The following is a 23772-nucleotide window of genomic DNA, read 5'->3' on the forward strand; positions in this document are numbered from 1 at the left end:
AAAGTAATTGCGTGAAACCTCAATCGCGGGCGACGCAAAGAGCGATGCCCATACCGCCACCGATGCACAGGGTTGCCAGGCCTTTGCGCGCATCACGACGACGCATTTCGAACAGCAGCGTATTGAGAATGCGGCAGCCCGAAGCTCCGATGGGATGGCCGATAGCAATAGCGCCGCCGTTGACGTTGACCTTGGAAACGTCCCAGCCGAGTCCCTTGTTGACCGCGCAAGCCTGCGCCGCGAAGGCTTCATTGGCCTCAATAAGATCGAGGTCATCCGCTGACCAGCCAGCCCTTTCGAGTGCTTTCTTGGCTGCTGGAATCGGGCCGGTACCCATGACGGACGGATCGACGCCGGCCGTTGCCCATGACACGATGCGCGCCAATGGGGTCAAGCCACGACGCTTGGCTTCAGCCGCCGTCATCAGCAGTGCAACCGCCGCACCGTCGTTGATGCCGGATGCGTTAGCGGCCGTTACGGTGCCTTCCTTAGGATCAAAAGCCGGACGCAGCTTCGCAATCGATTCCGCAGTGACGCCTTCCTTGATGTACTCGTCCTGATCGACGACCACCTCGGCCTTGCGCGTCTTGACCGTCACCGGTGCAATTTCATCCTTGAACTTACCGGCTTTGCGGGCTGCTTCCGCCTTGTTCTGAGACGCAGCTGCGAAGGCGTCTTGCTCTTCGCGAGTAATCTGAAACTGGCGGGCAACGTTTTCAGCGGTCGTTCCCATGTGATAGCCGTTAAAGGCGTCCCACAGGCCATCGCGGATCATGGTGTCGATCATCTTGGCGTCGCCCATCTTCACACCGTCGCGCAGATGCATGCAGTGGGGCGACATGCTCATGTTTTCCTGGCCACCGGCGACAACAATGGAAGCCGACCCAGTCATGATCTGCTGAGCGCCGAGCGCCACGGCGCGCAGACCGGAGCCGCAGACCTGGTTCATACCCCAAGCGGTTGTTTCAATCGGGAGACCCGCCGCGATGGACGCCTGACGGGCTGGATTTTGACCGGCACCGGCCGTCAAAACCTGACCGAGAATAACCTCGGAGACCTCGTTGGGTTGAACGCCAGCCCGCTCCAACGCCGCCGTAATGGCGACTTTTCCGAGTTCGTGGGCTGGAACCGCCGCTAACGAGCCATTGAACGAACCGACGGGCGTGCGTGCCGCGCTAGCAATTACGATCGTCTCATTATCTTGGCTCATGTAGCGTCTCCTTCGCCGGGTCTATGCCGGCCGCTTAATGATAAATTTAATCGGATCGGGGCGTGATGACCAAGCGTCGTAACACGATTGGCTGGAAACCCGTTCTAGCGGTGATAGCAGTTAGTCGATCACGACGGCAATCGGGACTAACGAGGGTCAATTGTCTCAGTATGCCTAATCAATCAGCACAAACGGCTTTCAAGAGCACCGGCTGCTATGTTACTTTCATGCAGCGCACAACAATGCAGGACATCGGGATTTTTCGAATATGCTGAACAAACCTGAAGCGTCCGGCGAGAAGCGTGAAACCGTCGTCATCAAGAAGTACGCCAACCGCCGCCTCTACAATACCGAAACGAGCACCTATGTAACGCTCGACGATCTGGCGGCCATGGTGCGCTCCGATCGCGATTTCGTTGTCTACGACGCTAAAACCGGCGATGAACTAACCCATTCTGTTTTAACGCAAATCATTGTCGACCAGGAAAGCAAGGGACAGACGCTGCTGCCTATTCCGTTCCTCAGGCAGTTGATCCGCTTCTACGATGACAGTATTGCGCGGATGGTGCCCACCTACCTGCAATTTAGTCTTGAGGCACTGGTGAAGGAACAAGAGCGCTTCCGCAGTCAGTTCGCAACGGCCTTCGGCAACCCTTCCGCTGCGTTCGAGGCATACCAAGAGCAAGCTCGGCGCAACATGGCAATTTTTGAGCAGGCCATGTCGATGTGGACGCCTTTTTCACCGAAAGGTGCGGACGCGGCCCAAAGCACCCCACAGCCCGGCTCAGAGACGGAGTCCTCGGAAAGTGGATCCGCGTCAGCAACAAATAGCGCTTCCCTCGACGATATTGCCGAGCTGAAGTCTCAGTTGGCGGCGATGCAGCAGAAAATCGAGAAACTCTCCCGCGACCAGGACTGAGTTCACGCTGAACAGGTGGCGGATATCCCCCACGCTGGCCCCCGTTACTCAGACGGTTCCTACCGTGAGCCGAACGCCTTTGCAGAATTCATAACGCTTCAAGATAAAAAAGACGCGCCAACGAGATGTTGGCGCGTCGATGTTCGGTTCGCTTAAAGGACGACCGTCGTCACTAGTGGTCTAAGCCACCAAAGCCAATATCCCTGCGCGCCACACGAATTCCTATTGTGTATCCAGCGACCACGTCGATCAGGGTTGCAACCATGATCAGGAAGAACACGCTGGTGAAGGCCGCATCCACGAGCAGAAACTCGATAAGGCACGCGATGAACACCACCATCGATAATCCGTGATCGAGCAACGACGCCGTCGACGTGTATGTCGCCTTCAAGATCTCAGCGAAGAGCATCAGCATGGTGACGAGCAAAATAAGATCGCCCCAGTTGAAGCTCCACACCCGTTCGCCACCGCGGAAGGACGGCAACTGGAAGATTTCTTGACGCAGAACGTCGTCAGGCGCCGCGCTGCCGCCTAGCAACACAACGATATTATAGAAAATAAAGGCGAAAACGATTAGCGGCAGGGACCGGATCGACATCTACTACATCTCCCGTGATAGCCCGAGGCAGGCTGGAATAGCATCAGTACATGACAGCTGAACGTTTCACGTGGCAATCAGGTCCATGCCCCGCAGAACGTCCTGGCCAAGCTCATATCAGCTCGGCCGCGACTCGATAGTGGTCAGACGATCATGGGGAAATTGCGTAGCGTCAATCTATCAGACGTCAGATTGGGGGGCCAAGATCTGACGACCACGGTATTTTCCGCTCTTCAGGTCGATGTGATGCGGACGGCGACGCTCACCCGATTCCTTGTCTTCAACATAGGTCGGGGCGCTGAGCGAATCGTGCGAACGGCGGGTGCCGCGCTTCGTCCGCGATACTTTCTTTGTTGGAACTGCCATTTCTCGACTCCAAAGTGCATATGACCCGCTGGCGTCGGAGGTGTGCCCCAGACCGCTAACAGGCTTGATTGTCTATAGCTTTTCACGCGGGCGGCCGCTCAGCATGGCGACTTCCCCCGATCATTTGCCGGGCTATATACGCGTAAAATCGCGGAAACGCCAGTCCCTTCGGGGCCTTTGCCCGACACTACCGAGCTTCGGTGACGCAGGCATCCGCATTGGACATGGTGCGCATACGAGCAATAATCGTGGATGCCATTTTATTCATCAGGCGGCTCGGAGAGCCAGGCTTGCGTCTGATCGGGCTTGGCAACGAGACCGCCAAGAGTGCGGCCTGGCGGGTTGTGAGTTTCTCTGCCGACCTATCGAAATGACGACGCGCTGCTGCTTCGGCACCGAATATGCCGGGTCCCCATTCGACAATATTCAGGTAAATCTCGGCAATACGCGCCTTCGACCACAGCGCATCGATCGTCAGCGTCAACGGGACTTCAAGTGCTTTGCGGACATAGCTCTGCTGCGGCCACAGGAACATGTTCTTAGCAAGTTGCATGGTCATTGTGGAGGCGCCACGCGGTGTACCACCGTTCGCACGCCGAATGGCCGCCAGAATCTCTCTCGGGTCGATGCCCCAATGGCGGCAGAAACGCCCGTCCTCCGACACGATCACCGCATGCACGAGTTTGGGGGAAATTTTGTTGAGCGGAACCCAGCGCTGATCGATGTCGACGCCTTGCGCTGCGCGGATCAGCATTAGGGCGGAGGTGGGTGGATTGACGAAGCCAAGCACCGCGACCAGGACCACCATCACCACATACCATGCAACCAGTGCGAGCATCATATACCGAGCCAAACGACCAATTATTCGCGTAATCTTGCGAAGTTTCGTCGGTTCGGTGCGTGTCTCTCGTTGCAGTTGAGACGAAACTGGTGCGTCCATCGCGCCAGCGGTCGGACCTGCATAATAGGATCGGCTCATCGGCGCGGCCGAACGTTGGAGTGCCTGTGCCTCTAACTGAGCACTCATCTCTGCCGCCGGTTCGGGGCCGGTTTCGACGTTGGCGGCGCTGGCCGGAAGGACAGGTTCGGAGCTTACTGGAGCAGTATCGACTTCGGTAGCCGGCGCCTCCTGGACTTGTCCCTCTCCTGTGTTTTCAACTGGTTCCGCGGGGAGAACCGGCTCGGGCTCCGATACAGCCTCTCCTTCTGACTGGCCTTGCGACAGCGGCTCGCTTCCCACCTCGCACGGTTCTTCGTCTGCTCCCTGTCTACCCAACGGCAGAGGAGCAGCGGGGACTGATGGAAGCAGTTCTCGGGCCGGTTCGGATATCCTCGCTGAGGGAAGGCCCCTGTCCCCGCTTACCGCAGGATCGGACCCATCTGTTTCGGCAACGCGCTCCGGTGATACCTGTGCGACTTCCGTGGCTGCCAGCACCAAACGCGCCAGGATATCGCGGCGCGCGGCCTCATGCGGCATCGGCGGCTGTTCGGAGGTCGACGTTTCCTTTACAGGTTCGTTCGTCATCTCCGGGCCAGCGCGATCAACGCAGACTGTCAGCTTTCGGTCGTGCATACGGCCTTGACACTCGGCTGCTTTGGGTTCCCGTCTGTGTCGGGCGCGGCCGGTGACCTGCCCACCCCTGGGTTATCCCCCGCCCTCGTCGACAGCTCAAGAGTACCTCTTCCATGAATTTTGCAGAGAAGCTTCGCCACAACGGCCAATTGGTCGAGAGTAAACTTGAGGAATTGCTCAACGACGTTAATAGAACTGGCGCACCGGAACGCCTAGTCGCGGCGATGCGCCACGGGATGCTCGGGGGCGGAAAACGGCTGCGCCCCTTCCTTGTCATCGAAAGCGCTGCCCTGTTTGATGTGCCTTCAGAACGCACGCTGGCGTGCGCGGTAGCTGTCGAGCTTGTTCATGGCTACAGCCTGATACACGACGATCTTCCAGCCATGGACGATGATCAGCTCCGGCGAGGCAAACCCACTGTGTGGGCGGCTTTTGACGAATGGACGGCCATTTTAGCGGGGGACGCTCTGCAGGCCCTTGCGTTCCAGGTTCTGGCAGATACCGCTATATCCGGCAATTGCGACGGGCTCAGCGCGATAACGTTGACGCGCGAACTCGCCGCTGCGTCGGGCGCGGCTGGAATGGTCGGCGGCCAAGCGATCGACCTTGAATCTGAAAAGCTCTCTATCCCGGCGTCACCCAACGTCGATCACGTCACGAACCTGCAGGCAATGAAGACCGGACGACTCATCCGATTTTCATGCGAGGCAGGCGCAGTTCTGGCTGGCCATACGGGCCCTGAACGTGCGGCCCTGCGCCAGTTCGGGGAGCATCTGGGCGTCGCGTTCCAGATCGCAGACGACCTTCTGGATGCGGAAGGAGACGCTGAGCGCGTCGGCAAGGCTGTTGCCAAAGACACAGAGGCCGGCAAGGCGACGCTCGTCTCCCTTATGGGTATCGACGCAGCGCGGGAGGCTCTCACCAGGGCTCTTAACCAGGCCAAAGCGGAGCTTAAAATGTTTGGTAAGCGGGCAGAAACCCTCATTGCAGCCGCGGAATTCGTTGCCAGCCGCGACCATTGACATGCATACGCACCAAAGCCTGTTTTCGGGCTCGCTCGCTTGTTGTACCTCCCCGTCGATACAGCTATTTCACGGGCGTTAACCTTTCGACCTAACCAATCTCAAAGGCGACCCATGCCGCCAGGCTTGAAAACGGTTAAATGGTGGCAGCGGCGTGTGCTGAGAACCGGTCCGCGCCAGAGACTGGAAAGAGGAAACTATAGATGCTGAAGACCTTCGTTCGTGCGGCCGTCGTGACCGCCGCACTTGTGGCTATTCCCGCTGCTTCGCAGGCTGGTTCGCGTGGCGACGGTGCGCGCGAATGCCGTATCTGCAAGATGTTCTCTCACTCGCGCGAACGCGTTGCGCACGTCCGCACCGAGCGCGCAGCTCGTCCGCTGTTTACGCGTGACATGTTCAAGCTTCCGCCGCGCGATCCGCTGTTCAAGCTCGCCCCTCGCGCTGAGCGTGTTTCGCACGTTCGCACTGAGCGCGTCCGCCGCCCGCTGTTCACGCGTGACATGTTCAAGCTTCCGCCGCGCGATCCGCTGTTCAAGCTTGCTCCTCGCGAAGAGCGTGTTTCGCATGTTCGCGCTGAGCGTCCCGCACGTCCGCTGTTCACGCGCACGGAACGTGCTCCGCGTGCAAGCCTTTTCAATCGTGCACCCCGCGCGGCGCACGTTCGCGGCGACCGTCGCTAAGAGTTACTACTGCCACCTTGAAAGCCCCGGCTCGAGCCGGGGCTTTTTTTGTCGCCGCGACGGCATGACCAAAAAATAAGGCCAGCGCATTTGCTGGCCTCATTGCATTCTCTATCAGGCTGAAAGCAGTTCTATTCGCTTGAGCGAGAGGATCAGGCGACGGCAGCGCTCTTGTCTGTGCCGCTCTTGCTCGCAGCTGCAGGCTTGGAGCCCGACTTCTTCATTTTCTCAGCGACTTCCTGCAAAGCAGCGGATTGGCTTTCGGTGGACGCCAGTTCGTTAACGGGGTCGTCAGAACGTCGCGACATACCAACGAACTCCGCTCCTTCTTCCACGCACAGGGCGCGATGGAATACTTCGCTATCGACACGCGCGGATTTCTCGATGCGCACGCGATTAGCGCGAATAACCCCGCGTGCAGCGCCACGGACGACAACTTCATCCGCAACGACGAGACCTTCAACCTCGGCCTGTTGACCGACGATCAAAAGTTTGCAGCGCACATCGCCATGAATCTTGCCGTTGACGAGTACGTCACCGTCGGTCTGCAGATTGCCCGTGATCGAAAGCCATTCGTCGATCACCGAACTGGTGGACTTTCCCTTGTCGATTCTGTTCAACGTCTGCTCCTTACCAGCCGATTGAGATTCTGGTGCAGAGGCTCCCGTGTGCCCCTCCGTCACATCAGCGTGAAATTGGTTTGCTTCTTCGCCTGAGCTTCTTGAGAACAACATGCTGTTTCATCCCTTATTCGAGGTTTGGGCAGATGCGCATCATCGGGATGCGGTTCGCATGGCTCGCCCTGCTTAAACGTCCAGGATCGCTAAAGCTCCGTTGCGCCGCTTACAGCGTCGCTCAAGCAGCATGTGTATGAATTGTTGATTCGCTTCTGAATGGCGACTTCAATTTATTGGATTTCAACGGGAGTGTGCCCACAGGGACGCAATTTTAGATGGCAAAACAGTGGGCTCCGCACGCGGAAGATCACGAGGGATCGTTGCGCTCCATAGCGCTTCGAATTAGCCACCAAGAGTACAAGGTATGCTCGCCGGGCCGGCGTTAGCCCGCTTTACGGTTCGCAGCGCCGAAGCGGCGTTCGATATAGTCTTCAAGGATATTTTTGAACTCTTCCGCGATGTTGGGACCGCGCAACACCAGGGCCTTTTTGCCGTCGATGAAGACGGGTGCGGAGGGCTGCTCGCCGGTGCCGGGCAATGAAATGCCGATATCAGCGTGTTTGGATTCACCAGGGCCATTCACGATGCAGCCCATGACGGCGAGGTTCAACGTCTCGACACCGGGATAGCGGGTCTTCCACTCTGGCATGCGGTCCCGGATCATATCCTGGACATCGCGCGCCAACTCCTGGAACACCGTCGACGTCGTACGACCACAGCCGGGGCAGGCCGCAACGATCGGCACGAACGATCGCAAACCCATCGTCTGCAATAACTCTTGTGCGGCGCGCACCTCCAACGTGCGGTCACCGCCCGGTTCCGGTGTCAATGAGAAGCGGATCGTATCGCCGATTCCACTTTGAAGCAGCACACCCATCGCGGCCGACGAAGCGACTATGCCTTTGGAACCCATCCCGGCTTCCGTGAGGCCAACGTGCAGAGCGTATTGACACCTTTCAGCCAACATCGTGTAGACGCTGATGAGATCCTGTACAGCAGACACCTTCGCGGAGATCACGATGTGTTCGGGCTTCATGCCGAGTTCCTCGGCGCGGGCTGCTGAAAGCAGCGCAGACTGCACGATGGCCTCGTGCATCACCGCGCGCGCATCTTTCGGCGTGGGACTGTTGGCGTTCTCATCCATCAAACGCGTGAGAAGCTGCTGATCGAGAGAACCCCAATTGACGCCGATGCGGACCGGTTTGGCGTAGCGCAGCGCCAACTCGATGATGGCTGAGAACTGACGGTCCTTCTTGTCCTTAAAGCCAACATTGCCGGGATTTATGCGGTATTTTGCCAACGCCTCGGCACACGCCGGATTTTCAGAAAGCAGCGTATGACCGTTGTAATGAAAGTCACCAACCAGCGGGACTTGGCAGCCCTGTGCGCGCAGCTGGTCGCGGATATGCGGTAAAGCCTTGGCGGCTTCGTCCCGGTCGACCGTAACCCGGACGAGCTCAGAACCGGCGCGTGCTAACGCAGCGACCTGCGCGACCGTGGCAGCGATATCGGCCGTATCCGTATTCGTCATCGATTGCACGACGACGGGGGCGTTGCCTCCGACGATGACACCATCGATGTTTACAGCTGCACTTAGGCGGCGTGATGCCGTCATGTTAAATCCTTCGCGCCCAAACTTCGCTTCGCGCAAAGCCTTCTTCAGCTTCGGCGCAGTACTCAAATCGGCAATCCCGGCCAATTGTCAACGTCAGCAGTCAAAGCGGTGCTTCAACCGTTGTCGCGTGCGCCGACCCAGAACAAGGAAGTCGCAGCAGCCAGAGCCATCGCCAGCACAATGGACGGACCTCCGGGAAGGTCCCAAGTCCACGATCCGTATAGCCCCGCGACAACGGCCGCAACCGCGATCGCTAAAGCAATGACCACCATTCGTTCAGGAGTTGTCGCGAATGGTCGGGCGGCGACCGCTGGAACGATTAGAAAAGCGACCGCCAGCAGAATGCCGACGAACTTAATCGCCATCGCGACGGCAAGCGCCATCAAGATTATGAAGGCCGCACGTATTCGTTGACGCGGAACGCCCTCGGCAGCGGCGAGCTCGGCGTGAACCGCGATACGCAACAAGGGCTGCCATAACCAGACCAATGCGCCAAGCACCAAGACGGCTGTTCCAGCCAGCCAGTACAGATCGCTCGGCACCACCGCATAAATGTCTCCAAAGAGATAGCTGCGCAAATCGACCGAAGGTCCCGAGAGTGCGCCTGTCGCGATGATACCGAGAGACAACGCGCCGTGGTGCAGAAGTCCGAGAACGGAATCGATCGGGACAACGCGCTGACGACTTAATGCCAGAACGAAAACTGCCGCAGCAAGCGCAACCAGCAACACGCTGAGCGTCAAATCAACTTGAAATGCGAGGGAGAGTGCGACCCCCATGAGACCGGCATGTGCGATCGCCTCACCGAAATAGGCCATGCGATTCCACACAACCAAGCACCCCAGAGGGGCCGCTAAAACGGCAAGGCCGACTGAGGCAAGAAACGCGTTTAGTAGAAACGGCTCAATCACTTTGCGACGTCCTCATCGCGAGGGTGCGCCTTGTGTGGCGTGGGCGTGTCAGCTGCGCCACCTGATGAATCCGAAGCAGGTTCTATGGAGCGTCCGGACAAGTCGTGGGCGTGATCGTGGTGATGTTCGTAAACAGCAAACGCCGGAGCAAGGCGTCGCCCGAACAATCGCTCGTACTCAGGATGCCGGGCAACGGTCGTGGGCACACCTGAGCAGCAGATATGACGATTAAGGCAGAGCACTCGATCACTGGAGCCCATCACGACGTGCAAATCATGGCTGACCATCAAGACAGCGAACCCACGTTCATCGCGCAGCTTGCCGATCAGCGCATAAAGTTCCGCCTCACCCAGGTAGTCGACGCCACGAACGGGCTCATCGAGCACCAGAAGCTGCGGGTTTCTTAACAGGCCGCGAGCGAGCAATACGCGTTGCAGCTCACCGCCGGACAATAACGATAGCTGCCGCTGAGCCAGACCGTCTGCCCCTACCTCGGACAAAGCCTCCGTGATGACGGAAGAGTGCACGCGCGGAGCAAGCCCCAATTCCAAAAAGCGGCCAACCGTTATGGGGAGCGCCCTATCGATATCAAAACGTTGCGGCACGTACCCGACCGAAAGGCCGGGGCGGCGGTTCACGCTGCCGCGATCGGGCTTATCCAGACCCAACAGGAGACGCACGAGCGTTGTCTTGCCAGCGCCATTGGGACCAATCAGCGTGATAGCTTCGCCAGCAACGATATCCAGCGTGACGTCGGAAAGGATCGTCCGGCTACCGCGAGAATAGAATAAACCTTCCGCGCTCAGCAGAGCGTCGGGGCGAAGAACGATCGGCGGATGATCGTGATGCGCATCGCAAGACGACGATGGCTGATGCATGAGCTAGCTCGACGGACTGAGGGCGCGATGTTTGAACGAACGGCATCGGGGCGCGCCCTGCCCAGCATCACCCTTTGTTGGACTTACACTCGCTGCAAAGACCCGAAACTTCGACAAACTTTACTTTCGGTTCAAAGCCAGCAGTTTCAGCCAATTCCTTTATCGCATCAAAAATTGGCTGGGCGGAAACCTCGGTAACTGTGCCGCAGTTCTCGCAGGCTAAAAAGATCGGACGACCTTTACCGCCATGCTCATGGCGACGGCAAGCGAAGTAAGCATTTTTGCTTTCAAGGCGGTGGATCACGCCCGCATCCATCAAGGCATCGATGGACCGGTAAACGGAAATCGGTGCGAGCCGGGTCCCCTTCTGGGCCAGTCGCTCGAGAATGTCGTAAGCGCCAATGGACCCGCGTGTTGAGGCGATCTCCGTAAACACCTGTTCGCGGAGGTCTGTGAAACGTAGATTTTTTGAGTCGAACGCCTCGCGGGCATGCTCAAGCGTCTTGTTCAGTCTAGCGAGTTCGTTCGGCTCTAAAGTCAACTCCACTGAATTTTCAGTCGATTTTGTCATGTGGTTCATTGCCTGTTTCCTGCCCCAAACCGCACAATACAATAAACTTAGTTCAAATCTATTACCTGATGCAGGCCGCGCCTACTATGCACAGTCCGTAATCCCTCCGCATCGCCTTACTTTGGTAAACTTTCCTCTATTTTCATGAGCGCACTTCGGCGGCCTCCCGCGCATTTTACAGCAGAGGCAAGTCGCTCTTTCTCAATTCACATAGCGATGGTCGGGTCATTAGCCAATATGCCCAGCTCGGGACATTCTTATATCATTTCAGCGAAACGTACGGCGTTGGGGCGTGTCGGCGGGTTGCATCGCTCCCGTCGTATTGAGGCCCTCGTGGCTCCGGTCGTTGCTGCGGTGCTCGAAGATAGCGGACTTGAGGCCGCGGCGGTTGACGAAGTCATCCTCGGCAACACGATGCAGGGCGGAAATCCGGCAAGGCTCATTGGCCTAGCTGCCGGACTACCAGAGACAGCTTCCGCCATTACCGTTGACCGGCAGTGCGCCTCCGGCCTCGATGCCATCGTTGCAGGCTGCCGTGCTATCGAAACCGGTGAAGCCGAGGTCGTGATCGCGGGAGGGGCCGAATCCATCTCCACGGCTCCATGGCGCATCGCTAAGCCGAAGAGCCTTTATCAAACGCCACATTTTATTGGCTTGGAGGCCGCGAGCGAAGAAACAGGGGAGGACGCCCAGCTTTTTGAAGCGTCCGAGGTTTTGTCCCAGCGCCTGAACATCAGCCGCGATCAGCAGGACCAATGGGCGCTGCGGTCCCACCTGAAGGCAAACGCGGCACAGGACAAGCGGACGTTTGTCGGAGAGATCGTGCCGTTGCGTGGCAATGCTGAGGAGGCCCGTGACCAGAGCGCCGGCGTTGATCCGTCTCTGGACGAACTTACTGCACTTCCTCCGTTTCTTCCGCCCACAGGTACCCTTACACCGGGCAACACCAGCGCCATGCATGACGGCGCCGCCATCGTCGCAATCGTATCCGAGGCGGTCTGGCAGAAGCTCGGCAAGCCCCCGGCCTTACGATTTGTGGCGAGCGTCTCGCAGGGGGTCGTCCACGGGAATGAGGCCGGAGCGCCAATGGAGGCGATGAAGAAGCTCTATGGCCGCCTCGAAGGTTTTAATTCGAAAGACATCGGCCTCGTTGAGCTGAACGAAAACTCTGCTGCGCAGGCGATCGCTTTTTCATCTTCACTCGGCCTCGAAGATGATCTCGTCAATCCGGACGGTGGAGCGATCGTGCGGGGAAATCCCTTGGCGGCAGCTGGTGCTGTTCTCGTCGTACGGTTGTTCACCCGCATGGTGCGTCAACGCGACGATAAAAAACCAAATTTGGGAATTGCGGCGCTAGGTGCGATCGGCGGGATCGGCGTGGCCGCTTTGTTCGAAGCAATTTGAGCGACAGGCTCTCGGCATAAAGTCGGGGCACGTGTGGATGGGTCCGCGAACAATTATTCAAAATTAGGCCCCGGCGCCGGTCCATTGCCGCCGCATTCGTCGCTTTATCGCCAGGATCGGCAGCAAATATCCCCAAATTGATTTGTTTGTGTACGCGGCTCTCAGCGGATCGGAGCGCAGCATCCCTATCGCCCGACACTGCTTCCGGATAAAGCCGTGTCAGCAAGCGGGGACGAGCTGAAACGGATTTGGTGATGGAAAATCTGAGCCCAGACGTAATCACCGGGTGGTTGCAGCCGCTGAAAGATGCGATCGGCCCGGCTTGGCCGACGCTGCTCGCTCTGATGAGCGCCTTTCTGCTTTTTTGGCTTACGCAGGGTTTCTGGAAGCGCATGTGGGCCGCGCTCGAAGCCAACATCCTTTCCAATTGGCGGCTGGCGCTGCTTGGTTTAGCCGCGTTCGCTTTGTCTATGGCCTCTGGCTGGACAACGTGGGACGGCATGCGCAATTTCACGCGCGAACCGCTTCTGTCCGGCTTGATCACCTTCGGCATACAGGGCGTTATGCTGATTGCCGCCTGGCTGATCGGTGAATCGTTTGCAACAGGTATGCATAGCCGCTCGCGGAACCGGGTCTACGGTCTCACTGGCGTCATCGTGGGTATGCTTGCTGGCTTCGGCATTGTCGGCGGTGTCATCGCGCTGGCGTCAACCGGCGGCCTCCCCCTCACCACCAACCATATCTTGTTCGCGGGCGTCGGGTTGGCGCTCATCCTGCTTCTTGCGATCCTGCAGGGCGATCTCGTTCGACCCTACTTCCAGGGCGCGAAGGTGATCGTCCGAAACGCCGTTCTTTGGGTCATGTTTCTGGCCTGCATGGGGACCTCTGTCTTCTTCGCCTTCGACTCGCGGTTCACCGCGATCTTTCCGCAAGAGGAACGGACGCGCGCATCCGTGCTGCGGGCGCAGAATCAGGTTGCCGGAATTGTCGCCGATATCGGACGTACGCTTTCTGCGCGGCAGCAAACCGAAACTGAAACGCTCTTTCGATCCGAGGGCTGGGGCGCTTATGAGAACCAGCTCGACGAGCTCGCCGGAAAAGCCCAGGGCTCGCAATCTGCCATCGAAGCTTACTTCGTCGAACAAATGGAAGCGCGCCGCCGCACCATAGCCGAACAGCAGGAGCGTCGCGCCTCGGCGGAAAGCCAACAAGCCGGACTGCAAGGCAAGAACGTTCAGCTGAATGAGGAGCTCTCACAGCTGCAAGCGGAACGTCCCGGCGCCATGACGGCTGTGATTGAACAGCAGCAAGTCGTCTCGGAAATCGAGCGGCGTATGGATGAGCAGCGGGCCAAGGTCCTCGCTGAAGAGAAGGGCGTAGAAGGCTCTGGCAAAGCCGGTCGCGGTCAGATGTGGCGTGCCGAGAAAGCCGCGCTTGACCGCGTCGCTGCCGAGCTGCAGGTGGCCAACGAACGCCTGCGCGGCCCCCAAAAGCGCGTCAGCGAGATCGATAAACGCATCGCTTCTATCAAGTCGGAGCTGTCGCAAATCGAAGGCACCCTTGCACAACTCAAGGGGGAAGCAGCCACCGCGGAACGACGCATCTCCGCGGCCGAACGCACAACCGGCGTGGAAGAGTCCGCGCTGAATGTCGACCCAGCGCACGTACTTCCTGCATTTGAGCGCGCCAAGGCTGCCTTCCGCCGCCAGCCGACTGTGGAACGTCTCACTGATCTTCAGCAGCAATGTGCGCAGTTGCTCGGTGCCATGGCGGCCACGCCAGCCACACGCGAAAGCATTCGAACGGTCGACTGCGATCCCAAACGGGCAACGGATGCCGCTTCCGCACTGTTTACCCTCAACGCTGGCGCCAAGGTCTTCGCGCAGAACTGCGTTGGCGGCGAAAAGCTCGAACGGCATTCGACAACGGATCAGTTGTTCGACTTCGCTCGCGGCTGTCTCGCGGATTCCAGGCTGCCCAGCGAAACCACCGATCAATTGCGCAAGCGGATCAATTTCGCCGAACTCAACCGGGACGACAAAGCGCACAACTTCGTCGTGAGCTGGAATGCGTTCCAGGACGGCAACCGGCTGGCCTATCTGGCGCTTGCCAATGCGATCGCGATCGATCTCCTGGTTCTGATGACCGGGTTGTTTGGTGCCAATGCGCTGCGCTCACCTTTGCAGGATGTGCCGAGCTACAAGCCACGTTCGGCCAAGCAGCTTGAGGCGATCATTGAAAATGCACTCGCACCCGATGCCTATGAGACGGCGCATGCGGTGATTGAGGCCATGCAGCCAATCACGCCCGTCGATGGGTTTACGCAAGAAGTCATACTCTCGGACAATGAGACAGGTGACAGGGCCAGCGTTCGCAAAGTTCTGAACGCCGGGGCGACAATCGGGGCGGTGGCACAAGATCCGATGGAACCGCGCCGTTATCTGGTGCGTCCGGAACTCTTCGAGTTCCTGTCGATCGTGGCACGCAAGCAGTATGAAAGTAGCGAAGAGCATCGGCGTCTAGCGGAGCTTAAGCAGCTGGTCACGGTTGCGTTGCAGCCTCATGTTGGTGATCACGCGGCAATCGTGTTGCACAACCTTCAACCGATAAACGAACATGACGGCTTTTCCTCCGAAGTGCTCTTTAAAGAAATTAGCCCCTCGCATCACCCCATCGTGCGGCGGGCGCTCAACGCTGCAGCGACCTTGCGCTACGTGATGCAAGATGTCCGTTCGGGCGAACGCGACCGCTATTACGTTCACAAGGACCTCTACAAGACGATCGCCAAAATCTCATCTGCGAACCCCATTACGGCAACTTGGCAAAGTGGTCATCCGCTGCTGATAGGAGGCAAGGATGAAGTGCGGGAAGGCGGCGTGCTGAACGCCGCCCCGGCAAGTGTGCCGCAGGATCTCCCGACATATCTGACGTATGCCGATAATGCGCGCGACAAGAAATCCGCAGAGAGTGATGACCTATCGCCTGAACAAGCCGAGAAATTGCGCTCGTACTATGAGAGCCGGCTGCTAAAGGCGCTCGGCCTGACGGATGTCGTCATCAAAGAACGTCTGGGAACAGAAGGCGTGCGCGAGGCGGCGATCGACGCTTGGAAAGCGCTCAAGCGTAATGCCGATCGTAACCAGCGGCTGCACGAGTTGATGGGTGAATACCAGAACCAGCATAATTTGGCGCTGAGTGAAGAATATTCCCGTCTCCGCAGCGAGATCGACGGAAACGGCCAACGCGCTGATATTCTCGATCGTGCTGACCGGGACGTGAACGAACTTTTCCCGATCCTCATGCTGTTCCCAGAAACCGGCCTCATCTCCTACATCATCGCCGAATTGGAAACCGCTTATGCCAATGGCTTGACCGTCGACGAGCAAGAGCTTCTCGATCGCTTGCGCGACGTTCAGCAGGTCATGGCGGATCTCGATCTCAGCGAAGTCGAGGCGTGGCAAATGGTCGAGGAAGCTCTGATCAGCGTGGACGAGCGCTAGGAGGTTTTTATTGCTACGGCTTGAGGATTAGGTAGACGCCGGCGGCGATCATGATACCGGCTGCGGCCTTGTTCAGGAGCCCGCTTGCCCCAGCTCCCAAAAGCAATCCGGCACGGTCCGCCAAATATGCGTAGCCGAGCTTCACTCCTCCCACAGAAACGACTGTGATGGCGATGATGATCGCCAGATCGACACCCGTTATTTTCGAGAGATTCAGAAAAGCCGGAAGAAAGCCTAGGTAGAAGAGCACGACCTTTTGGTCGGCCAACGTGAGAAGCAGGCCACTCATAAAGCTCGACAGAAGCGAGGATCCGTCCTCGTGCCTTTCGCCCGTGACGCGTCCCGTCGAACGCCATAGGCTGATACCCAACCAGAGCACATATGCGCCGCCGACATATTTGATCAGATAGGCAGCGCTTCCCAGCGTTTCGGTGAGAAGCGCAAGGCCGAAGATCGCCAACATGATGTAGATTACGTCACCCGCAACGATGCCGAGCGTGACGAAGACACCGTGAAGAAAACCGGCCGACGCCGCCCGCGCGGTTACCGTCAGGACGCTCACGCTCGGAACAACCGCAAGAACAATCATGGCCCCGAGCAAAGCGATAGCGCTGCCAAGCGTCATACTGATCTGCACCGGGCAAATTTCCTCGTGACTTTCTTTTCTGAGTTCGCGGGACTCTGAATGGACTCCACGATTTGTGAGAGCGGCGTCACTATGATCGCCGAGAGACTTTCATACAAGCCGGTGCGACGGTCTCCTGGTTCTCAGACCCATTTTCGTTCCTGTGTGTGCCGACAATTCGTGTGCCTCCAAGGTCACAGATGCGCGCGAACTTTTTCCTGCCGCCATTGATCCAGGTTTTGCCCAATGCCCTGCCCGTTTCCGCCGAAACGATGCGGCATCTTGTCGTGATTGTTTTAATTATCAGCGAGGAGACGTCCGACATGTCCGTACTGGACACTTTTCAGGCGGCTGCGAAAGCAGCAGCCCTGGTCCTGGGGCTTAGCCTTTTCGCCCTTTTCATTGGATTGTTTTTGGCGATCCGGACGCCTGCTTTCGCCGCAGAAGTCAACGTTACGGCGGATCTCGGTCAATCGGTGCTGCCCACCCAGGGCGGCAAAGTTTATTTGCGGCTCAGCTTAAAGCCCGTCGAAACGGAGGTCCGAGAGTCACGCACCCCGGTCAACGTCGCGCTTGTGCTCGATCGGTCGGGATCAATGCGTGGTAAGCGCCTCGAGGCTGCCAAAGAGGCGACGGAAATGGCGCTGAGCCGTTTGGGCAGGGACGATATTGTGGCCCTCATCGCCTACAATCATAACGTCGATATTTTGCAAGCTGCCGAACGGCTGACCTCACATCAAGACTTGCAGCAGGCTGTAAACCGATTGCGTGCAGACGGGACGACAGCGCTTTTTGCCGGTGTCGTCGAAGGCGGCCGCCAAGTTGAAAAAGAGCTTTCCGAGCGACGTATCAATCGCGTGATCCTGATGTCCGACGGGCAGGCCAACGTCGGTCCGTCGAGCCCAGGCGAACTTGCAAAGCTTGGCCAGAAGCTCGGCGGCAAAGGGATTTCCGTAACGACGATCGGATTGGGCCTCGGCTACAATGAGGACCTGATGCAAAGGCTCGCGCTGGCGAGCGACGGCAACCACGCATTTGCTGAAACGCCGAGCGACCTCGTGAAGATCTTCAACTCCGAATTTGGCGATGCGCTGTCCATTGCCGCACAGGATATCGAAATCATTATCGAATGCCGTAAGGGCTTCCGTCCCAGACGTATTCTCGGCAGAACCGCCGATATCGAAGGCAATCGTATCAAGCTCAAACTCAATCAACTGACAGGCGGTCACGAACGCTATCTCGTGGTTGAACTGGAGGCCGACGCCAATACGCGTGCAGAACCGGACGATGTTGCGCAGGTCTCGGTGAATTATATCGATCTCGATGCCGGTTCGCGACGCGATGCGAAGGTCGATGTCAGCGTCAGCTTTTCGACCGATCAAAAAGCGCAGGAAGACAGCATCGATAAAGCTGTCATGAGTCAGGTCGCGGCTCAGATCGCAACGGAGACCTCCGAACGAGCGGTGGAATTACGCGACAAAGGTGGCGTGAAGGCCGCTCGTAAGTTGCTACAGGACAACGCGGCTTACCTCGCAAAGTCGCGCGCGCAATACGGTAGCGGCCCAGGGGCAGCTTCCGCTTCGATCGTCGGTACGCTCAACCAACTCGAAGCGCAAAATTCGGAGGCGGCCAGCAATCTTGATGGCGATGAATGGAGCAAAACGCGAAAGACAATGCGTTACGAGCAGCATAAGGCCAAACGGCAGCAGTCCTACTAGGGGCTCTGTTGACCGTGCTTCCTATCGGAAGACCGGTGCCCACTTTTCCGGAAGCACTCAAACGCGCCGGCAGTGCCGACAATGGTCGTGCGCAGGTGCCCAGCCCTATGACCCCAAGGGCCCGAGACCGGCGCGTTTATCGGCCCGCCCCCGTTGCATCTCCGGGGCGGGCCGTCTGCTGTCTCGACATCACAGCTTGAAGGGCACGACTCTCTGGCATTGTTCTCCGAGGCCATCGATCCCAAGGCGAATAACGTCACCTGCTTGTAGCCACTTCGGCTCTTTCATGCCCAGCGCAACGCCTGGCGGCGTTCCGGTCGTGACGACGTCCCCCGCCTCCAGCACCATGAATTGTGTGACGTACGAGAGCATGTAGGGCACGTCGAAGATCATCGTTGCGGTTGAGCCGGTCTGACGGCGCTCGCCGTTGACATCGAGCCAAAGGCCGAGATTCGCCACGTCGACTTCGTCCGGGGTTACCAACCACGGCCCGAGGGGGCCAAATGTCTCGCAGCACTTGCCTTTCGCCCATTGACCGGAGCGCTCGAGCTGAAAGTGGCGCTCGGAGACGTCATTGCAGATGCAGAAACCGGCGATATACCGCATCGCATCCGCCTTCTCGACGTAACGGGCACGCTGTCCAATGACAAAGGCGAGTTCGACCTCCCAATCCATCTTCTGCACATTGCGAGGCTGCATAACCTCGTCGTTGGGACCGATAATGCAGTTGGCCAACTTGTTGAAGACCACGGGCTCGCTAGGAATGTGCAAGCCTGCTTCGGCCGCATGGTCGGCGTAGTTCAGACCAATACCGATGAAATTGCGGACATCGCCGACCGGCGGACCAATCCGTGCGTCATCAGGAGCCATCGGCAGGCTCTGGCGGTCCAATCCGGCAATATGCGCCAAACGTTCGGGGGATAACCCGTCCCTGGCGAAATCCGCGGTGTGGCCACTCAGATCGCGGATACGTCCCTCATCGTCAAGAATACCAGGCTTTTCGGCGCCCGGTGCGCCAAAGCGAACCAACCGCATGTGCGTTTCTGTCTCCCTTTGCGTGGGGCCGGCGACCACCGGCTAGATTACGCCGCGTCGGACAATGCCGCGTTTGCGGACAAAGGGCAAAGACAAGCGTAGCCAAACCCACTCATCTTTTGGCGAACCGGCGGAGACATCAAATGGACGCAGATGATCTCAGCCAATTTAACCCACACCAATTTCAGGCATGTGGACTTGTCCAGGTCGCCGTCTTTCGCAGAATTACGAATCGCAGTTTGAGTTGTCATCAGAGTGGGAATTACACAAACAGACGGATGGTATGGCGATGGCAGGTTCGCAAGCGGCCCGAGGCGGAAAGCGTTGCGCGCTCGTGATCGGAAATTCGGAGTATCAGCGCACGGCGCCTCTCGCCAATGCCGCCAATGATGCCGTCGAGGTCAGCCGCGCGCTAAAGCGCATGGGCTGGGACGTCAGTGTCCGGCAAAATCTGAACCGTGGCGCCATGGAAGACGCTCTGGATGCCTTTCGCGTTAAGATGGAGGGCTGCGCCGCGGCCCTTTTCTACTTTGCGGGTCATGGCACCAATATTTGGGGGCAAAACTATTTGCTTCCCGTGGATGCACGGATTGAATTTGAAGATCATGTGCATCGGCGTTCGTTCTTCCTCGGTAACATCCTTGAGGGCATGGTCGATCGCGCCGGTGTCTCCGTCGCACTCATTGACGCCTGTCAGGAAAACCCTTTTCAACGTAGCGCAACTCGATCGCTCAATACGGACTATCGGTCTGGTGGGCGTAGCGGCTCGGGACTTGCCTACATCAAAGCTCCGCAGGGCGCGTTTGTGGCGTTCGCCGCCAGCCCGGGCGAGCTTGCATATGACACGCCCGGCAAACATAGTCCGTTCACAAGCGCACTGCTTGAGAGCCTCGCGGACGACGAAGGCGAGATCACCGACGTTTTCACGCACGTCCAGGATCGGGTCTTTGCAGCAACGAGCGGCGCGCAACGTCCCTGGATGCATTCCGATCTCCCGGGTCCGTTTTATATGTCTTCCCTGGGCGAAGGCCCTCGGGCTTCAGCGCCCGTTGCACGTAGCGATAGTAATCGGCCGTCCGTCACCGTTGGAGGGCACGCGGTCGCGGCAAAGCTACGCGTAACGCCTGCAGCGACGCGCGTCACGCCGACGCCGCAGCCTTCCTCGCAGCCGCAACGGCAAGCCCAGGACACCGCGTCACCCCGTTCCCCTGAGAGGGTGAAGACGGCGACCGCCCCTGTGAGCAGCGAACGGCCTGCTGACACTCCGGCGCCCGCGCCTATATCCGTACCGGCGCACGCACCGATCGGACCGACGCTTCCAGCAGGCACTCAGCTCAGCATCAACAATATCGGTGAAATGGCCGGGCAACTTGCATTGGCACTCGGTGCAGCAGAATGGGAACGGCTGCGCAACACCCGCGACATCGCGCTGCTTACAAGATTTGCTGAGCACTTCCCTGGCTACTATGGAGAGCTAGCGCGTGATCGGGCGCACCAATTGTCGTCAGAGGCTCGCGAGCATTCGAATTGGCTTTGGGCGAGCCAGCGTGACAGCGTTGAAGCCTATCAGCGCTTCCTCGCAGTTTGGCCGCACGGGCGGTACTCGTCCATTGCTCACGGGCGACTACAGGAACTCGACGAGGGTCAAAAGCAGGTTCACCGTCAGACCAAAGCACGAGCGGAAGGTGATGCGCAGGACATCAAGCTGCGCTCCGAAGGTTTGGCGCAGGTCGATGTGACTGTCGACGACGGCGTCAAAACGGAACTCCTCAAAATCGGGCACGTCTTCCGGGACAGCGATATCGCGCCAGAGCTTGTTATCGTGCCGGGTGGCACGTTCACGATGGGCTCAGGAGAAGAAAAGGCGCACCCGTCAGAGCTGCCCGAACATCGCGTTGTCATTCCGCGGGCGCTGGCTGTTGGCCTCTATCCCATCACCTTCGAGGAATGGGATGCGGCCTACGATGCGGGCGGCGTTTTGCATCAGCCGTCGGACAAACGTTGGGGACGCGGACGGCGACCCGTGATCAACGTGTCTTGGATGGATGCGCAGTCTTATGTCGAGTGGCTTAGCGAAGAAACGGGACACACGTACCGGCTGCTTACCGAGGCCGAATGGGAATACTGCTGCAGGGCCGGCACGACAACGACTTATGCAACGGGCTCCTATCTAGGCCGCAAGGCCGCTCACTGCTCATTCGACCATTGGGGGTGCGCGGGCAAGACTGTTGAAGTTGGCCAATTCGACGACAACCGTTTCGGCCTTTTCGACATGCATGGCAACGTCGCGGAATGGGTGCAGGATACCTGGACGGATACCTACAGCGATGCGCCTGGCGACGGGTCCGCCTTCGCCGGGGACCGGCAAAGTCCGAAGGTCGTCCGTGGGGGGGGATGGCCAGATGTTCCGCGGTCACTTCGCTCATCAAGCCGGAATCGCCTCAAGGCGTCCACGCGCAATGACCACACAGGCTTCCGTGTGGCCCGGGTCCTCACAGCGAAGACCCGCTCAGATAACGCGAAATAAACAAGAGGAACCGTCGCTCACGCCGGACGCACAGTGCGTGCCGTCAACAAGGCATCATGTAATGCGACGGCGAAATCCTTGCGTTCATCGTCTGTCAGGAAACTGCCGAAGACGATCTCGTTGCCGTGGGAGGACAATGACAGGCTTGTACGGCCGTCATGTTCCTCAAGAAGGTTGACTCGGACCCAGTAGGTATTGAAGTCAAAGATCTCACGGCGTCCTTTGGGGTCGACACGTGTCAGCACAAGCTGACGCGGATCTAGGTCAACCATCTCGTATTCTCGGCCGGCGCGATAGTTGAGTTTGAAAGCGAAGTAGATCAACAAGGCGTCGAGGCCGAAAAAGCCGACAACGGGCCACGCCCCCATGAAGGCGAAGACTAAACCTAACGAAAAACTCGTAATCCCGATCAGCGTCATCAATATAAGGAAACCGGTCGGGCTAAGCGACCGATAGGGGAAGAGCACAGCTTTGAACGTCCCCGGCTCTTGCTTTTTCGATGCTGCTTCGGTCATCAGTGTCTCATCCGCGCCTAAGCGCTCATCCTCAAGGACCTGCCCCAGGAGTCCCTATGAAAGCCGATATGCCGGGCGATGCCAAGCCCGCTCCCCGACGGGCCGTAACGCAGAAAGCCCAAGCGGAACGTAAAAGTTCCCGCAAGGCTGGCAAAAGCGCGAAGCGCTCGAAGAGCAGCGTAAAACTTCTGTCGCCGGACGCCATCAAACAAGTCTTTGAACGTTTTCACGAGATTACCCCCGAGCCAAAAGGTGAGCTGGAGCATTCCAATCCCTTCACGCTTCTGGTCGCTGTCGTGCTTTCCGCACAGGCCACGGATGCTGGCGTCAACAAAGCCACGCGTAGCCTGTTCAAGATCGCCGATACGCCAGAGAAAATGTTGGCTCTGGGAGAGGACCGGGTGCGTGAAGCGATCAAAACCATCGGACTTTATCGCAACAAAGCCCGAAACGTCATCGCTCTTAGCCAGAAGTTGATTGACGAATTCGGCGGCGAGGTGCCGCAGGACCGCGATGCACTGGAGACACTCCCTGGCGTGGGGCGCAAGACGGCCAATGTCGTGATGAACGTCGCTTTCGGGGCTGCGACCATGGCGGTTGACACCCACGTCTATCGCGTCGCGCGCCGCATCGGGTTATCGGCCGGGACGACGCCTCTGGCTGTCGAAGACGACCTGTTGCGCGTTGTGCCTAAGGAATACGGCGTCGCAGCCCATCATTGGCTGATCCTGCATGGGCGCTATCTCTGCAAGGCTCGCAAGCCGGAATGCTGGCGCTGCCCCATCAGCGATCTGTGTCTCTTTGAGGATAAGACACCGGCTCCCTAGGTCTTTATTCGGCTCGTACTCCCCGCTGGGGCAGAAAACGAAAAACGCCGGCTCGGTTGAGCCGGCGTTGATGGTTCGTCAGTCCGTTCGGACGCAAATTCTTAGTACCAGATGACGGCTAAGAGATCGCGGCCTTCGCGGCTCATCAGCAGATCATCACAAGTTACCGTACGGCGATCCTGGCTCGCGGCGCGGAAACGCGCTTTGACAAGTCGGGTCCACTCGATCCGGTCCATGCCGCGAATCTTGATGCGATCGTAACGATCGAAGGCAGCCGGGCTGATGCGATTACCCACTTCCGGATACTGAAGCGTCCAGTTACCGTTGGTGTCGAGGGTCTTGAAAGCTTTCTTGCCCGCGCGCTTGGCTTCAAAAATGTTCAGCCGTCCGTCGCGATCGCGATCGTGCTTCGCGATAATCGAGCATGCAATTTCGCGCCGATCGTCAAAGGTGGGCTCGCTGGCGACCGCGGCCGGAGAAACTGTGGCGACCGTCGCAGCAACGGCGCAGCATGCGCTGAGGGCGATGGATAGCTTTCTGATCATTTGTTGCCTCGCTTGAACTAATTTTTACTGCACTCAATTCGTTAATTCCGAGCGCG

Annotated in this window: 21 protein-coding genes; 8 read left to right on the forward strand and 13 right to left on the reverse strand. The window is 58.4% G+C overall.

From position 1 onward, the window contains the following. Positions 1-19: 19 nt before the first annotated feature. Positions 20-1210, reverse strand: coding sequence for an acetyl-CoA C-acetyltransferase (locus BLS30_RS03280; protein ID WP_090226547.1), 1191 nt, complete (start codon positions 1208-1210; stop codon positions 20-22). Positions 1211-1478: 268 nt separating this feature from the next. On the opposite strand from BLS30_RS03280, the gene phaR reads away from it, so the two are divergent. Continuing rightward, the gene (gene phaR, locus BLS30_RS03285; RefSeq protein WP_046477627.1) at positions 1479-2129 is read left to right on the forward strand and encodes a polyhydroxyalkanoate synthesis repressor PhaR; all 651 of its coding nucleotides are present in this window, start codon (positions 1479-1481) and stop codon (positions 2127-2129) included. A gap of 172 nt (positions 2130-2301) precedes the next feature. Here phaR and BLS30_RS03290 read toward each other — a convergent pair whose 3' ends face one another. From BLS30_RS03290 to mtgA, 3 genes are all read right to left on the reverse strand, one after another. Next, a complete protein-coding gene (locus tag BLS30_RS03290; RefSeq protein WP_046477626.1) occupies positions 2302-2727 on the reverse strand; it encodes a hypothetical protein in 426 nt (141 codons plus the stop codon). A gap of 180 nt (positions 2728-2907) precedes the next feature. Further along, complete coding sequence (gene rpmF, locus BLS30_RS03295) at positions 2908-3093, reverse strand: 50S ribosomal protein L32 (protein ID WP_046477624.1); 186 nt, start codon at positions 3091-3093, stop codon at positions 2908-2910. 187 nt (positions 3094-3280) lie between these two features. Beyond that, a complete protein-coding gene (gene mtgA / locus BLS30_RS03300) occupies positions 3281-4666 on the reverse strand; it encodes a monofunctional biosynthetic peptidoglycan transglycosylase (RefSeq protein ID WP_090226549.1) in 1386 nt (461 codons plus the stop codon). Between the two features lie 113 nt (positions 4667-4779). Between mtgA and BLS30_RS03305 the strand changes: the two genes are divergently transcribed. Together BLS30_RS03305 and BLS30_RS03310 are read left to right on the forward strand one after the other, a co-directional pair. Continuing rightward, positions 4780-5688, forward strand: a complete 909-nt coding sequence (locus BLS30_RS03305; RefSeq protein WP_090226551.1) for a polyprenyl synthetase family protein — start codon at positions 4780-4782, stop codon at positions 5686-5688. A 203-nt stretch (positions 5689-5891) separates the two neighbouring features. After that, a complete protein-coding gene (locus BLS30_RS03310) occupies positions 5892-6368 on the forward strand; it encodes a hypothetical protein (RefSeq protein ID WP_046477616.1) in 477 nt (158 codons plus the stop codon). 152 nt (positions 6369-6520) lie between these two features. Here the strand turns inward: BLS30_RS03310 and BLS30_RS03315 are convergent, their stop codons facing one another. The 5 genes from BLS30_RS03315 to BLS30_RS03335 all read right to left on the reverse strand — a co-directional run bounded on the left by BLS30_RS03315 (position 6521) and on the right by BLS30_RS03335 (position 11029). Then, entirely contained in the window at positions 6521-7102 is a 582-nt protein-coding gene (locus tag BLS30_RS03315) for a bactofilin family protein (RefSeq protein ID WP_090226554.1), read from the reverse strand. 325 nt (positions 7103-7427) lie between these two features. After that, positions 7428-8660: a flavodoxin-dependent (E)-4-hydroxy-3-methylbut-2-enyl-diphosphate synthase gene (gene ispG / locus BLS30_RS03320; protein WP_046480095.1), complete on the reverse strand. Its 1233-nt coding sequence runs from the start codon at positions 8658-8660 to the stop codon at positions 7428-7430. Positions 8661-8773: 113 nt separating this feature from the next. Further along, a complete protein-coding gene (locus tag BLS30_RS03325; RefSeq protein ID WP_046477610.1) occupies positions 8774-9571 on the reverse strand; it encodes a metal ABC transporter permease in 798 nt (265 codons plus the stop codon). Further along, positions 9568-10449 carry an ATP-binding cassette domain-containing protein gene (locus BLS30_RS03330; protein WP_090226558.1) on the reverse strand — a complete coding sequence of 294 codons (882 nt, stop codon included), beginning with the start codon at positions 10447-10449 and terminating at the stop codon, positions 9568-9570. The genes BLS30_RS03325 and BLS30_RS03330 overlap by 4 nt, the downstream gene beginning before the upstream one ends. Before the next feature lie 67 nt (positions 10450-10516). Next, positions 10517-11029 carry a Fur family transcriptional regulator gene (locus BLS30_RS03335; RefSeq protein ID WP_244466793.1) on the reverse strand — a complete coding sequence of 171 codons (513 nt, stop codon included), beginning with the start codon at positions 11027-11029 and terminating at the stop codon, positions 10517-10519. Between the two features lie 207 nt (positions 11030-11236). Here BLS30_RS03335 and BLS30_RS03340 point away from each other — a divergent pair, with 207 nt between their 5' ends. Further along, positions 11237-12424 carry a thiolase family protein gene (locus BLS30_RS03340; protein ID WP_046477608.1) on the forward strand — a complete coding sequence of 396 codons (1188 nt, stop codon included), beginning with the start codon at positions 11237-11239 and terminating at the stop codon, positions 12422-12424. A gap of 254 nt (positions 12425-12678) precedes the next feature. Then, entirely contained in the window at positions 12679-15924 is a 3246-nt protein-coding gene (locus tag BLS30_RS03345) for a coiled-coil domain-containing protein (RefSeq protein ID WP_090226563.1), read from the forward strand. 13 nt (positions 15925-15937) lie between these two features. Here the strand turns inward: BLS30_RS03345 and BLS30_RS03350 are convergent, their stop codons facing one another. After that, positions 15938-16561: a LysE family translocator gene (locus tag BLS30_RS03350; RefSeq protein ID WP_210183995.1), complete on the reverse strand. Its 624-nt coding sequence runs from the start codon at positions 16559-16561 to the stop codon at positions 15938-15940. 188 nt (positions 16562-16749) lie between these two features. On the opposite strand from BLS30_RS03350, the gene BLS30_RS03355 reads away from it, so the two are divergent. After that, complete coding sequence (locus BLS30_RS03355) at positions 16750-18267, forward strand: vWA domain-containing protein (protein ID WP_090226568.1); 1518 nt, start codon at positions 16750-16752, stop codon at positions 18265-18267. 189 nt (positions 18268-18456) lie between these two features. On the opposite strand, the gene BLS30_RS03360 is transcribed toward BLS30_RS03355, so the two are convergent. After that, the gene (locus BLS30_RS03360) at positions 18457-19302 is read right to left on the reverse strand and encodes a fumarylacetoacetate hydrolase family protein (protein ID WP_090226571.1); all 846 of its coding nucleotides are present in this window, start codon (positions 19300-19302) and stop codon (positions 18457-18459) included. A 289-nt stretch (positions 19303-19591) separates the two neighbouring features. Here BLS30_RS03360 and BLS30_RS03365 point away from each other — a divergent pair, with 289 nt between their 5' ends. Further along, the gene (locus BLS30_RS03365) at positions 19592-21829 is read left to right on the forward strand and encodes an SUMF1/EgtB/PvdO family nonheme iron enzyme (RefSeq protein WP_170832400.1); all 2238 of its coding nucleotides are present in this window, start codon (positions 19592-19594) and stop codon (positions 21827-21829) included. Positions 21830-21846: 17 nt separating this feature from the next. Here the strand turns inward: BLS30_RS03365 and BLS30_RS03370 are convergent, their stop codons facing one another. Continuing rightward, positions 21847-22344 (reverse strand): DUF2244 domain-containing protein, encoded by a 498-nt coding sequence (locus tag BLS30_RS03370; RefSeq protein ID WP_090226576.1) that lies wholly within the window; start codon positions 22342-22344, stop codon positions 21847-21849. Positions 22345-22400: 56 nt separating this feature from the next. On the opposite strand from BLS30_RS03370, the gene nth reads away from it, so the two are divergent. Further along, positions 22401-23171 carry an endonuclease III gene (nth, locus tag BLS30_RS03375; protein WP_046477601.1) on the forward strand — a complete coding sequence of 257 codons (771 nt, stop codon included), beginning with the start codon at positions 22401-22403 and terminating at the stop codon, positions 23169-23171. Between the two features lie 101 nt (positions 23172-23272). Here the strand turns inward: nth and BLS30_RS03380 are convergent, their stop codons facing one another. Next, on the reverse strand, positions 23273-23716 hold the full coding sequence (locus BLS30_RS03380) for a penta-EF hand family protein (RefSeq protein ID WP_046477599.1): 444 nt from the start codon (positions 23714-23716) through the stop codon (positions 23273-23275). Between the last annotated feature and the right edge of the window lie 56 nt (positions 23717-23772).

It is taken from the genome of Filomicrobium insigne, from assembly GCF_900104305.1.
Taxonomy (GTDB): Bacteria; Pseudomonadota; Alphaproteobacteria; order Rhizobiales; family Hyphomicrobiaceae; genus Filomicrobium; species Filomicrobium insigne.